The organism is Clostridium sp. D5 (assembly GCF_000190355.1).
Lineage (GTDB): Bacteria > Bacillota > Clostridia > Lachnospirales > Lachnospiraceae > Faecalicatena > Faecalicatena fissicatena_A.
Genome location: NZ_GL870817.1, coordinates 149,979 through 162,963, shown reverse-complemented (window position 1 = coordinate 162,963; position 12,985 = coordinate 149,979). Strand labels below are relative to the sequence as shown.

11 protein-coding genes are annotated in these 12,985 nt (G+C 47.9%); all 11 read right to left on the bottom strand.

Translation table 11 applies throughout. The annotated features are described in order from the left end of the window. Window positions 1-74: 74 nt before the first annotated feature. The 11 genes from HMPREF0240_RS18215 to HMPREF0240_RS18165 all read right to left on the bottom strand — a co-directional run bounded on the left by HMPREF0240_RS18215 (window position 75) and on the right by HMPREF0240_RS18165 (window position 12,711). A complete protein-coding gene (locus HMPREF0240_RS18215; RefSeq protein WP_009004891.1) occupies window positions 75-1,070 on the bottom strand; it encodes an ABC transporter permease in 996 nt (331 codons plus the stop codon). Between the two features lie 35 nt (window positions 1,071-1,105). Beyond that, entirely contained in the window at window positions 1,106-2,602 is a 1,497-nt protein-coding gene (locus HMPREF0240_RS18210; protein ID WP_009004890.1) for a sugar ABC transporter ATP-binding protein, read from the bottom strand. A gap of 106 nt (window positions 2,603-2,708) precedes the next feature. Then, window positions 2,709-3,749, bottom strand: coding sequence for a uroporphyrinogen decarboxylase family protein (locus HMPREF0240_RS18205; protein WP_009004889.1), 1,041 nt, complete (start codon window positions 3,747-3,749; stop codon window positions 2,709-2,711). Between the two features lie 23 nt (window positions 3,750-3,772). Beyond that, window positions 3,773-5,236, bottom strand: coding sequence for a sugar ABC transporter ATP-binding protein (locus tag HMPREF0240_RS18200; RefSeq protein ID WP_009004888.1), 1,464 nt, complete (start codon window positions 5,234-5,236; stop codon window positions 3,773-3,775). 4 nt (window positions 5,237-5,240) lie between these two features. Beyond that, window positions 5,241-6,242: a histidine kinase gene (locus tag HMPREF0240_RS18195; protein ID WP_035314081.1), complete on the bottom strand. Its 1,002-nt coding sequence runs from the start codon at window positions 6,240-6,242 to the stop codon at window positions 5,241-5,243. A gap of 8 nt (window positions 6,243-6,250) precedes the next feature. Then, the gene (locus HMPREF0240_RS18190) at window positions 6,251-7,852 is read right to left on the bottom strand and encodes a response regulator (protein ID WP_009004886.1); all 1,602 of its coding nucleotides are present in this window, start codon (window positions 7,850-7,852) and stop codon (window positions 6,251-6,253) included. Window positions 7,853-7,893: 41 nt separating this feature from the next. Beyond that, the gene (locus tag HMPREF0240_RS18185; protein WP_009004885.1) at window positions 7,894-9,027 is read right to left on the bottom strand and encodes a uroporphyrinogen decarboxylase family protein; all 1,134 of its coding nucleotides are present in this window, start codon (window positions 9,025-9,027) and stop codon (window positions 7,894-7,896) included. Then, entirely contained in the window at window positions 9,002-10,000 is a 999-nt protein-coding gene (locus HMPREF0240_RS18180) for an ROK family protein (protein WP_009004884.1), read from the bottom strand. Before HMPREF0240_RS18180 ends, HMPREF0240_RS18185 begins: the two co-directional genes overlap by 26 nt. A gap of 7 nt (window positions 10,001-10,007) precedes the next feature. After that, window positions 10,008-10,661, bottom strand: a complete 654-nt coding sequence (locus tag HMPREF0240_RS18175; RefSeq protein ID WP_009004883.1) for an SIS domain-containing protein — start codon at window positions 10,659-10,661, stop codon at window positions 10,008-10,010. Next, entirely contained in the window at window positions 10,658-11,629 is a 972-nt protein-coding gene (locus tag HMPREF0240_RS18170) for a uroporphyrinogen decarboxylase family protein (RefSeq protein ID WP_009004882.1), read from the bottom strand. Before HMPREF0240_RS18170 ends, HMPREF0240_RS18175 begins: the two co-directional genes overlap by 4 nt. A gap of 20 nt (window positions 11,630-11,649) precedes the next feature. After that, the gene (locus tag HMPREF0240_RS18165) at window positions 11,650-12,711 is read right to left on the bottom strand and encodes a class I mannose-6-phosphate isomerase (protein ID WP_009004881.1); all 1,062 of its coding nucleotides are present in this window, start codon (window positions 12,709-12,711) and stop codon (window positions 11,650-11,652) included. Window positions 12,712-12,985: the final 274 nt, after the last annotated feature.

Below are 12,985 nucleotides of genomic sequence, written 5' to 3'. Positions count from 1 at the left end.
AATCTGCGGCTTAGCCGCAGACCCGCCCGAAGGGCATGAGTTACGGTGTGCCCTTTGGACATATGCTATCAGATTCACACTTTTTTCTTCGGTGCACGGGTTCTGATTAATACATCCAGTAAAACAGATACCACAACGATTACACCAATTACGATATTCCGGATTGCCACAGGTGCGCCTGCAAACTGAAGTCCATTCTGGAGAACACCCCAGATCATGGCGCCTACTACTGTTCCGCCGAGTATGCCAATACCTCCGAGAGTGGATACACCGCCGATTACAGAAGCGGCAACCGCATACATCTCATACATATTTCCTGCATCCATTGTTCCCATTCCTGCTGTTGCACAGGTAATGAGTCCTACAACGCCTGCGCAGAATGCGCTGACTATATACACCTTGATTGTTGTCGTTACTACATTGACACCGGAAAGCTTTGCAGCATCCACATTGCTGCCGACTGCGTAAATATGCCTTCCTGTCCTGGTCCTGCTGAGCAGGAAATTGAAGATCAAAAAGAGTACAATTGCAATCCATACTGTATTGTATACACCGATTGTTTTCCCATAATAAAAGAAATCTCTGAAGCCTTTTGCCGCATCGCCAATGGCGTCTGTATTGTAGTTGTTATTCACGATCTGGGCAACACCTCTGGCAACCATCATGGTACCAAGGGTGGCGATGAAAGGAGGCAGTTTATACTGTGCAACAAGCAAACCGTTGAGGATACCGGTTATCACGCATACCACAACCGTAACAAGCAGTGAAAGCCATGGGTTCATCCCTTTTGTCATCAGTGTGGCAGAGATCATACAGCTCATACCAACTACGGAACCGATGGACAAGTCGATGTTTCCGGTGATCAGTACATAGGACTGTCCGATACCGATAATCAGGATCGGTGCGATCTGCCGGAGCAGGTTCTCAACATTCCGCCCCGAGAAAAAGCTTGGATTCAGAATCCCGAATGCAATACAAAGAACAATCAGCCCGCAGGTAACCGTCATAACCTGCCCCATGCCCCGAATGGCAAGTATATTTTTAAAAACGTTATTTTCTTTCTTCTCCATACCTAAAGTCTCCTTACCTTTCTCTATACCGGCATTTACTTCTTCTCAAATGCCGTCGCATATTTCAGTATCTGATCCTGGGTCGCTTCTTCTGCGTTCAGTTCTCCGGTTATCCTTCCGTCACACATGACGATAATCCTGTCACTGATTCCCATGACTTCCGGCATCTCGGAAGATACGAACACGACGCCGATTCCTTCTTTTTTCAGTTCGTTCATCAGGTTGTAAATCTCAACCTTTGCAGCAACATCAATTCCTCTGGTCGGCTCGTCGAAAATTACGACTCTGGAGCGTCTTGCAAGCCATTTGGCAACTACGACTTTCTGTTGGTTTCCGCCTGACAGGGAGCCCGCATTTACCTGGGCGTTCGGCAGCTTTACCTGCAGGTCTTTGATGGCCTTTCTGGACATCTCTTTTTCTTTTTTACGGTTAATCACGCCCAGCTTATTACATATAACATCCAGGTTTGGCAGGGATATATTATCCTGCACACTCAGCCCGGTGCAGAGTCCGTCTTTTTTTCGGTCTTCCGGAGCCAGTACAACGCCTGCCTTGATCGCATCGTCCGGACACGTTATCTTTAATTCCTTTCCGTCCAGAATCAACGTTCCCGAATCCTTTTTATCGATCCCGAAGACTGCTCTTGTGGTTTCCGTCCTTCCGGCTCCCATAAGGCCTGCAATCCCTAGGATCTCGCCTCCATAAACATCCAGGTTTATATTCCTTACCATCCTGCCTGCATTCAGTTCCCGGATCTCAAGTATCTTTTCTCCCTTTTCACAGGAAACCCTTGGAAACTGCTCTGTAATCTCACGGCCTACCATATTGGTAATGATATCGTCCATGGAGATCTCAGAAAACCTGCTGGTCAGGACATATTTGCCGTCCCGCATGATAATAACCCTGTCGACAATGTGCTTCAGTTCTTCCAGGCGGTGTGAGATATAGACGATTCCGCATCCGGCTTCCTTCAGCCTTCCGATAATAACAAACAGGTCATCAATCTCTTTCGAGGTAAGAGCACTTGTAGGCTCATCCATAATCAGGATCTTAGCATTACAGGAGAGTGCCTTTGCAATCTCTACCATCTGCTGTTTGGATACCGGCAGGTCCCCTACCAGTGTGTGCGGATTCAGGTCAATGTTCAGATCATCCAGGATCCTTTTTGCTTCCGCATTCATGCTGCGGTTATCCAGCATACCCGAGTGAATCTTTTCTCTTCCGAGGAAAATGTTCTCAGCAACTGTCAGATGGGAGCACATATTCAGCTCCTGGTGAATAATTGCCACACCGATCTCCTGAGCCAGCTTTGGATGCAGATCACCGTACTCTTTTCCAAAGATTTTCATTGTCCCGGAGTCTCTCGTATAGACACCGCTCAAGATCTTCATCAGTGTTGATTTGCCTGCTCCGTTCTCACCCAGCAGCGCCACAACTTCCCCGCTTTTCAGATTAAACTGAACCTTATCCAGGGCCAGAACTCCCGGAAAGCTCTTTGTGATATCTTTCAGTTCTACAATATAATCTTCCATGTACCCGAGCCCCTTTCTTTTAAAAATATTATAGCATCGGGGATTTTCACCAAACAGGGGGTGTTCTTTCGGATTGTGGGGCATTCTTTGTTTATTTACAATTAGTTCATACTTTATACATATTTAGAGACTGTATCATTGCCTCAATATTTTCACTCGGGATATCCGGCTGGAGCGTATGTGAGACCCCGCATATGTATCTGCCCCGGGCTGCAAGCAGCTCCAGAATCTCCGTCATCTTCCTTCCAACCGCATCCGCTGGTTCTGTCAGAAGGAAAGTCTGTGTGTCAATCCCGCAGAACATAACGGTCTCCGCTTTCAGCCCGTTCCGGATTTCTGCGTGGTCCATATCGCAGCTGCTCTCCTGAAGCGGATTGATCACATTGATTCCGACTTCTTCCAAATCTTTAAGTATGGGCCTGATAGAACCGCAGGAATGATAGGCAACCGGTATCCCTGGAGAGATCCTGCGGATCTCATCGATCACTTTTTTCATCCTGGGCTTCAGATATTTTCTCCAGAGATCCGGAGACATCATCATGCTCTTTTGTGTCCCCACATCGTCTCCCAGCCAGACCCAGTCCACGGGTCTTTTCAGGGCTTCCCGTGCAATTGCTATGGACTGCTGCATTGTCATATCCAGGATCAGGTCCGCCTCCCCGGATTCGGAAGCCATATCCATCAGAAGATTGTCCAGACCGCGCAGATGATAGGCCGGTTCAAAAATAGTTCCCGATATATCTGCTCCGATAAAATATTCCGCTCCGTATTTCCCGATCAGACTGTCCAGCCCTTCGTAACGCTCTTTATCCCGGGCATCGGGAACGGGATATGCACGGATCTCCTCTTCCGAAAGCTCCGCCAGCGGATGGCGCGTCACCATATTGTAATAGCCGTCTCTGCGCCATACGATCCCCCATTCATCCGTAAAGCTCCCCCCCTGGGGCCAGGGACGCTCCATCTCACGGTTGATGGACAGCCATGTCTGCTTTACGTCATTGCCGATATATGTTTCCACTTCTTCCATACTGATTCCAAGATATTGGGCCAGTTTTTCCTTTGTCGCATCATTCGCCCAGATAAATCGGGGAATTCTGTCTGTCCGCTCTCCGTTTAAGGCTGCTTTTACTCTTTCTTTTGAATTCACAGTCCCGTTCCTCCTTGTTCACATCATTTATTCTGCCATCTGAATTCCGTCTGATATTCATCCTGTTTGTATTCTTTTTGTACCTGTCCATGCTCTATCACATACAGTCTGTCGGAAACACGCAGGGTATCCGACAGGCGCACTGCAAGGATTACAATAGAGATCCCCTGTGCCCTGCACTCATCCATCAGTTTTGCAATATGCTTTCGAAGGTACATATCCGCTCCCGAAAATGGCTGAACACAGAAAAGGACCTTCGGCTTATACAGAATCACCCTGTAATAAATCAGATTGTATAAATCCTCCAGTGAAAGGGTGTCTATATTTCTTGTATACATTACCTCCCCCAGTACAGGAAAAAATTCATTGATTACACTGCGCTGAATTTTCTTTAGTATCATCGTTTTGTTTAATTTTCTGTCCACCAGAAAAAGCAGGTTTTCCATGTAAGACATTTCGTAGAACAGCATGGTCTTCAGCGGGTTTTCGCGGACGATTGATACGCCATGATCCAGGGCATCCGCGCCGCTTCTGCAGGTATAAACCTGATTGCCAAGCAGAATCTTCCCTGCCTCTGCCTGCTGAGCCCCCATCAGCAGGTCAAGGATCTCCTGCAGGATGTAATTGTCATTATCCAGCAGAGTAATGCATTCTCCTTTTTTTACTTCAAAACTCAGATTCCGGATCCGGGTTCCCTTCACCTTTCTGAACGCCAGAATGCTGCCGCTGTCTTCTTCCTTTTCCGGCTGCGCCTCACGTTTTCTTTTGATCTTGATAATGTAAGGCTCAATATTCTCATCTGTCATCTCATCCTTCTCGAAGACTTTAACAAGATAGCCGTCTTCAAGCAAAAGCATCCTGTGGCAGAAGGGAAATGCCTCCTCATGGTGGCTGCAGATATATAAAAATGATATCCCTTCCTTGGCATAGTCGCTGACAATCTTCTGAAATTTTTCCAGGTCCGCTCTGCCCAGAATGTCACTGATTTCCCGCAGTACCACCAGGCCGACTCCCTGCAGTACTGCTTTGAGAAGTTCAATCACGCACCGTTCATAGCCGGTCAGTTCTTCACACAGCGCCCGGGGGGAGACAGAGACTCCCAGCTCCCTGAGATGTTTCTCTACCTGCGCACACAGGACGGCCGGCTGAATCAGATACTTTTTAAATCCGCTGCGCAGCACAAACACATTATCCGCAACAGAAAGTCCGGGAACCAGTTTGGATTCTTTTTCAATGACATATACTTTGTTCGTTGTAACCCCCTGCTTTGTACCGGAATTCACCAGCTTTTCCTTAAAATACACCTTACCGTATTTAATAGGCTGATTCCTGCACATCAGCGAAACCAGATCATCCAGCCCCAGGTCATCCAGTGCCGCCAGCCCCAGGATCTCCCCTTTGAAAATGTTCAGGTTGATATTATGAAGCGTCTGAATCCCGGAGTTTTCCTGGGTCACACCACTCATTCTGAAAACTTCTTCTCTCATATAATCACTGCTCCACACATGGAAATACCATCTCTACATCCGTTCCCGCATTGGGTCTGCTGTAGTAGCAGATCCCGTACTCTTCACCAAACAGAAGTTTTATACGGTTGTTCACATTTACAATAGCTATACCGCCCTGTGCCTCATCACTTTCCACAGCAGAATCCAGATTGACGGTCCGCAGCTTCTGGTTCATTGCTTTCACAGATTCTGCATTCATACCCACGCCGTCATCTGAGATCACGATCAGCACGCGCTCTTTTGTCCGGTTTACCTTGATGGTGATATTCCCCTGCCCCATTTTTCCCTCAATTCCATGGCGGATTGCATTTTCCACCACCGGCTGCAGCGACAGCTTCGGGATTTTACACGACAGGACTTCCTCTTTTTCACAGAGAAACTTGATCTTCATTACAATCTTTTCACCAAACCGGTACTGCTGTATCCGGTAATAGTTCTCCACATTGGATATCTCATTCTCCACAGCAACCAGATGGTCCAGATTGGAGATCGTATACCGGAAAAACTTTGCCAGTGTCTCCGTCATATCAGCAACCGTACCAACCCCTGCCATAAGCGCCTCACTTCGGATTCCCTCCAGTGTATTATAAAGAAAATGAGGGTTGATCTGATTCTGCAGTGCAATATATTTTGCCTGCTTCTTGGAAATCGTCAGGAGCTCCCGCGCATTAATAGATTCCTGAAATTTAAGGACTGCCGCTTCCACGGCAGGTGTCAGAGCATAATTCAGCTCAAACACATCCTGGAACACATATCCTTCGGCAAAAAGGGCAAAGGTCTTATCCACTTCTTTCATGGGCCTTATAATACAGCGGTATCCTGTATAAAAAAACAATGCCAGGATTCCCGTATAAACAGCTGCCAGTACCTTGCTCAGTTCCACATCGGTAAGGAAAAAAAGCGCAAGGCCGGCAAGTACAAGAACACCCCCGGCTATCCCCCAGACTTTTATTCTGAAATTAATGTATCTCCACCTTTTTTTCATAAGCACTCCTATGAATATAATTTTCGGAAGTCTCTGGGATTCAGGCCTGCATATTTTACAAATACTTTTTTAAAGCTCTTCATATCGTTATAGCCTACGGTTTCACACACACTCTGAATACTCATATTTGTCTCTTTCAGAAGGAGCTTTGCCTGGTTAATCCGGTATTCCTGCAGATATTCAGAAAATGTAGTGTCCGTCTCTTTTTTAAAAAGCGTGCTGAAATAGGCCGGATTAAATCCGACTTCATTACTGACGATCTCCAGTGTGATCGGCTTCTGATAATTGTCTTCAATATACTTCTTTGCTTCCCTGATCGGCCTGGTATCCGCACTGCGCATCATCTCTATCTCTTCCTCAAAGGAAGAGGTGATGATCCGGGTCAGATAACGGAACACTCCGTCGACCGAACCATATTTGTTAATCTCACTGTTAAATACCTCGAACAGTTCATCCAGTTTCTCTGAATGATGCTTACGCCTTCTGACATGGAACAGGTACAAATTCATGGTCTCCTTTGCCATCTGCAGCACCTCATGTCCATTGGTCTCCTTCCGCGTCTGCAGTTCTTTCTGCAGATACCGAAGAGCACTGCGCACCGCATCCACGTCCATACCATCCAGAGCCCTGGTCATCTCTTTATTAAAGTTTAAAAAGATCTCCGAATCCGCAAAATCATTGGAGGATTTTCCCTTTCCTTCAATAATCCTGTTTGTCCCCTCCATCAGCCTCTGTTCCACAGCCCAGACCGCGCTTTTCTGTGAATAGTAGATATCCGAAATATGATCTGCCCGTAATCCAAGTCCGATCGTGACTTCCAGATGTTCAAAAATCTCTTTCTGCAGAACCAGCTCCTCCAGAATACTGTTCAGCGTTCTCCTTATATTCACATCCGGTTCATAGTTCAATATAATGCAGAAGGCATCCGGTTCCATCGTACATTCCATATCGATACACACGGGCCTGAGTTTGTGCTCCAGTATCTGAAGCACTTTATGCTCCATATACTCCAGCTCTGTTCTGTTCACATGATAGATCCCGTCCAGCTTCACCATAACCATACGGAAGCACCCCGCCTGAAAGTGGAAATGATAGGCCTCATTAACGGCTTCCAAAGCCATGTCTTCCATCCGGTATTTCCGGTTCAGAAACAACTTCAGTGCATCCACGCGGATCCGGTCGATGTTGCTCTGGATCTTCATCTTCAGGGCTTCCTCCTGGGACAGCGCCTCCTTGCGTTCCATGTATTTCACCCGGATATTATTCAGGGCTTCTCTCAGTTCCTGCTCGCCAATTGGTTTCAGTAAGTAATCCTTGACCCCGTATTTGATGGCCTGCTGGGCATAATTAAAGTTCCTGTATCCGCTTATGATGATAAATTCCAGCTCCGGATTAATCTCCTTTGCGCGCGAAATCATCTCCAGTCCGTCATAGCCCGGCATCTTGATGTCCGTGATCATGATATCCGGCTGGTACTCTTTCACTGCTTCCACCGCATCGACTCCATTATGTACAACTGCGGCAATCTCCATTCCCAGTGCTTCCCAGTCAATCAAAAGCTGGATTAACTGACATATCTTCTGTTCATCGTCGGCAATTACTACTTTCATTAAATCTATCCTTCCATCATACCGGCCTGCGGCACTCTCTTTTACCTTTTTCCGGCTTTTCGTGCTGTCTCCAGCATCACTGTCAGTTTCTCAGGAGCCACATCCTCCTGAATATTATGGGCCGCTGCAAATATATAACCCCCATCCTGTATCATGATATCAATGGTTTTTGCAACTTCCTCCCGGATCCTCTGCTCATCCAGAAACGGCAGCAGTTCCTGCGTATCAATTCCACCATGAAATACAATGCGGTCCCCAAATTCGCTCTTCAGCCGCTCCGGTCCCATATCCTTAGCCTTAGGCTGGATCGGATTCAGGATCTCCACACCGGAATCAATCAGATCATCCAGCAGCATATAGACACTGCCACAGGAATGATGTAAATAGTACGCATCCGTCAGTTCCTTTGTATACCGGATGCGCTCCTGAAAATAAGGTTTAATATAATCCCGGAACATCCCCGGTGATACAAACGGTGCATTCTGAGTTGCATAGTCATCTCCGCTGGAGGTGTAATGAATATATTTCCCAATCCGGCCATAGTACTGTTTGAGTACCTTTTTCTGGTAATCCAGTACCTTTTCAAAAAATTTTTCCACAAATTCCGGTTCAGCGGCAATGCGGTAAAGAAACTCATCGAATCCGCACATCCAGCAGCCCAGTTCAAAGATTCCGTAGACCGGATGCTCCGCGCAGATCACATAATCCGTATCCTCATAGAGCGCCTTTGCCTCCTGTTCAATCTGATCCAGTTCTTCCCCTGATATGCTCTCCGGATCCGGGAACGGATAGCTGTCCAGATCCCCAATCTCTGCATCTTTCAGGGGCGTGTTCACGGCCTCCCAATACAGCCCGGTAAAGACTCTGCGGATTCCCCACTCGTCAATATACTCATCATCTGAAATCTTACAGAACTGGGAGTCCCGGGGCGTCAGGATCGTTCCCACAGACCTTGTGTCCACATCAAAATGTTTCAGAATCCGTTCATCCAGTCTGGGCGTCTTGCCAAACAACAGCCTTTCTTCCGGCTTTTCCTTTTTATACCCCAGAAAATCCAGCAGATAATCCTCACTCTTTCCTTCCATCGTAGACAGCGGATTTCCGCCGAAGTCAATGATCATGTTTTCCGGCCTTTTGTGGTTCATCGTATCAATAAAGTTTTGTCTCCTGCTCATCTTTTCTACCTCCATTCACAATTGCGACAGACAGCGCCGCAACATCTCCGATCGCTTCCCCCAGACTGGCAGGAACCACCTCACATACACTGCCGGAAGCCGGCAGGACTTCTGTTCTCAGACAGGCCTCCATGGTCTCTCTGAGCAGATCCTCGCCCCTGACAAATATACTGCCCAGCACAATCTTTTCCGGATTCAGGATATCCACCAGAACGGCCAGACCTCTGCCCAGATACCGGGCGCATTCCTGCACCACCTCCACGGAAAATGTATCCCCCTCACGTGCGGCATGAAACACAAGCTTTGCCGTCACCTCCTCAGGGCTGTACTCTTTACCCAGAATGCAGATACCTTCTCCCTGGAACCGCTCCTTTGCCATCAGTCTGCAGAGGTTTTTAATGCCGCCTCCGCTGCAGAAACCTTCAAAAGATCCGGCCTTGCCGTAACCTTCCGGTCCCTGTTCTGCCAGGCGGATATGTCCGGCCTCGCCTGCCATCCCATTGGTTCCGGAATAGAGTCTGCCATCCAGGATCAGCCCGGCGCCCATCCCGGTACCGAATGTCATAAATATCATATTTCTGCTGCCAATGCCTGCTCCGAATTTCCATTCCGCAATCGCACAGGCATTGGCGTCATTCTGCAGATACACCGGCAGCCCAACCGCTTCCTCCAGCATCTTTGCTATATGGATCTCATCCCATCCCGGAAGATTCGGGGGAGACATAATGATTCCCCGCCTGTCATCCAGCGGCCCTCCGCAGCTGATTCCCACTGCCTGAAAAGTACCTCTTTCCTTATACTTCTCTATCAGGCTGCAGCAGAGAGGTACAAGCCTTTCCATAATATAGTCCTCCGGCAGCATCGTGTGATCCGTAGGGATCTCAATTCGCTCCAGTACCTGCACGTCTTTGGTGCCCGCCAGAACCGCACATTTGGTTCCGCCGATATCCATACCTATATAATACTTTTCCATAGAAGCCTTACCTCTCAAACATCTCGTTTTCCAGCACTGCACAGATCAGATGATATAGCTTAATGTGCTCTTCCTGTACCTTATATGTCTCCGTTTCATTGGAACGCAGAACAACACTGCTGATCTCGGAAAGCCTGGAATCCCTGGCCCCCGTAAAACTGATTACATCCATCCCCTGACTTTTCGCAGCTTTTGCCCCATAGACCACATTCTCCGAATTGCCGGAAGTACTCAATCCGATAAAGATATCCCGTTCCTGCCCGTATCCCATTACCTGCTGTGCGAACACCAGCTTTGGCTCCGCATCATTTGCAAAGGCGGTCAGCAGGGCACTCTGGCTGACAAGCGAAATCGCGGGCAGGCCTCTCTGCAGATTCTCTCCCATCCATTTCAGCTCAGCCTCATCCTTCGTATTCTGCTCCAGACGTTCCAGTTCGCAGTGGTCCAGCGGCCGTTTCTTAATAAATCCCTTCATCAGTTCCCCTACAATATGTTCACTGTCCGAAGCGCTCCCTCCATTCCCGCATACCAGCACTTTGCCGCCGCTATGATAGCACTGTGCCAGCAATTCCACGGCCTCCCCGGCACACCCGGCCTGCTCCAGCAACGCAGGATTTTCCTTTTTAAACTGCTCTATAAATTCAACCGACGACTGCTTCATACTTCCTCCTCTCTTCCATAGGCACCGATCGTCTGAAATGCTTCCACACAGGCCTGGTAATTTTCTTCGCTCATCCCCATAATCCGGTAGTCTTCGATGTATCCGATCAGGCCGCCTCCATGATTGCCCAGGTTTTCCACCAGCGCCCTGACATCGGACCTGATCATCTCTTTTGTACCGTTGATGGAGGTTGTCTGGTAACTTACAGGACATACAAAGCAAATCTTTCCGCTGTACTTTTCCCCCAGTTCCTCAATATCAAACAGATTCGGCTGGCTGATATTCAGCATATCCACCCCGATCTCAATCAGATCCGGTATAATAGCTTCAATCGCACCGCAGCAGTGGAAGTACACATCCATCCCCTGCTCGTGTATCATCTGGAACTGCCGGGCATAGCGCGGTTTGAAGACCTCCCGCCATTTGTCCGGGGAGATAATCAGGTTATTCTGCGTTCCCCAGTCATCAAAAAAGGCAACGCCGTGAAATCCCTGTTCTTTCAGCTGAAGGATCACCTGCTCCTCAAAACCGAATACCAGATCCGCCAACGCATGAAAGAATTCTTCCTCTATGTACATATCCTCCAGCACCTGTGCAAATCCATGCAGGCATGTCATGATTGTAAAACCGGAAAGTCCTGTACTCGCAAGGTAATACTGTCCCGGATACTTTTCCATCTCTTCTGCCGTATGCCGGAAACGCTCCGGGTCGTAAGGGTCCGGTCCCCTGTAATTCTCAAGGTCCTCCATCGTCTCAATAATGGGCCTCAACGGCTGTCCCATGCTGTCATCGCATTTTTCCCACTGAAATCCCCATTCAGACATGTCCTGATTCTCTCCCTGATACTGATGGCATACATCAATCATAACTATATCAGACTTTTCCTTATCCCTGTTGAAGAACACTATCGGGATCCGAGACGGATACTCCAGATCGACTGCTCTTCGTACTAATTCTTTTCCCTTCATTCAGACCACAATCTCCTTCATCACTCTGCTGCCGGCGGCACACATTCTACAATCTCGAGTTCCCCGGTTGTCTCTGCCCGGAATGTTCCTTTTGCCTGGTACGGAAGGAAGAAATATTCCCCCTGTCTGACCGTTCTGGAATAGCCTTGCCCTTCTACTTTTCCTTCGCCTTTTGTAACAACATAAATGGCCGGCGCGGCCTCAAGCGTTGTTTTTCCGTTTTTAATCGTATAGCGTCCCACGCTGAAACACCCGGTATCCGCCTCCGTGATCACGCTCTCCTTTTGAACTCCGTCGCGCTCCCATAAAACCACGGGGATCTTCCGTGCCATCCCCTCGCAGGCATCTCCGTATATATCATAATTAAAACATTTAAGCGCAGTCTCTTTTCCCAGATCCAGGTACATCTCGCTTTCATTCAGAAGATACTCCCCGCACCAGTACTCCGGCTGTATTGTAAAATCCGTAGGCTCCTGTATCTCCAGAATCAGGCAGCCCTGTCCGATTGCGTGCACCATTTTCCCTGGAATAAAAAAGACATCGCCCGGCTTCACCGGATACCGGTTCAGAAGAGAACTCATCTCCTCCTTATTCTCATGGGACTGCTCAACAGACTGCATCAGACGCTTCTCATCCATCTGTTCACGGAAGCCAAAATGAATACAGGCGTCTTCCCGGGTTGCCAGGACAATCCACATCTCAGCCTTCCCAAATTCACTGTTCAGATATTTACGGGAGAACGCATGATCCGGGTGCACCTGCACCGGCAGCCGGATAGCACTGTCCAGGAACTTCACCAGCACTCCAAGATCCTGCGCCTTTCCCAGCATCTTGGATGGATGCTCATCAATCAACTCCCTGAGTGTTATATCCGTCCCCTCAATCACACTCAGCCCTTCCCTGGGATCCTCGCTGTCTTTATTCATAGCCGACACCGCAGAAGCGATCCACTCCTCCGGATAAAAACTGTCCTCCACCGGATCCCCGACAAAATCTCCTAAAAGCTTTCCTCCCAGGTAAACCCTCCATACCCGGTTCCCCTCAAAAAAAATCGGCTGCTTCATTCTTTCAAATACGTCCATAATCCTGTCTCTGCCTCCATTTTATTAAATTTTTACTGCGGATGCGGTTTATAAACTGCATCTGCCATCCTCACGACACTGCTGTAAAAAAATGTCTTTTCATATTTCGATCATAACATCCCATATATAATTTGTCAATCGAGTTAACAAACTATATTGTGACATTTAACAACATATCTCTGCTTTTGATATTTTACCATGGCAATATTAACAATAATCCAACACCTCGTATAAGCAATAGATTAGCACCATGTAGTGTACTACAAAACTCCCA

Bases quoted from the DNA above. Each gene is read 5' to 3' on its own strand.
- HMPREF0240_RS18200 (WP_009004888.1), bottom strand. From the start codon at position 5,236: ATGAGAGAAGAAGTTTTCAGAATGAGTGGTGTGACCCAGGAAAACTCC.
- HMPREF0240_RS18210 (WP_009004890.1), bottom strand. From the start codon at position 2,602: ATGGAAGATTATATTGTAGAACTGAAAGATATCACAAAGAGCTTTCCG.
- HMPREF0240_RS18195 (WP_035314081.1), bottom strand. From the start codon at position 6,242: ATGAAAAAAAGGTGGAGATACATTAATTTCAGAATAAAAGTCTGGGGG.
- HMPREF0240_RS18180 (WP_009004884.1), bottom strand. From the start codon at position 10,000: ATGGAAAAGTATTATATAGGTATGGATATCGGCGGAACCAAATGTGCG.
- HMPREF0240_RS18165 (WP_009004881.1), bottom strand. From the start codon at position 12,711: ATGGACGTATTTGAAAGAATGAAGCAGCCGATTTTTTTTGAGGGGAAC.
- HMPREF0240_RS18190 (WP_009004886.1), bottom strand. From the start codon at position 7,852: ATGAAAGTAGTAATTGCCGACGATGAACAGAAGATATGTCAGTTAATC.
- HMPREF0240_RS18215 (WP_009004891.1), bottom strand. From the start codon at position 1,070: ATGGAGAAGAAAGAAAATAACGTTTTTAAAAATATACTTGCCATTCGG.
- HMPREF0240_RS18170 (WP_009004882.1), bottom strand. From the start codon at position 11,629: ATGAAGGGAAAAGAATTAGTACGAAGAGCAGTCGATCTGGAGTATCCG.
- HMPREF0240_RS18175 (WP_009004883.1), bottom strand. From the start codon at position 10,661: ATGAAGCAGTCGTCGGTTGAATTTATAGAGCAGTTTAAAAAGGAAAAT.
- HMPREF0240_RS18185 (WP_009004885.1), bottom strand. From the start codon at position 9,027: ATGAGCAGGAGACAAAACTTTATTGATACGATGAACCACAAAAGGCCG.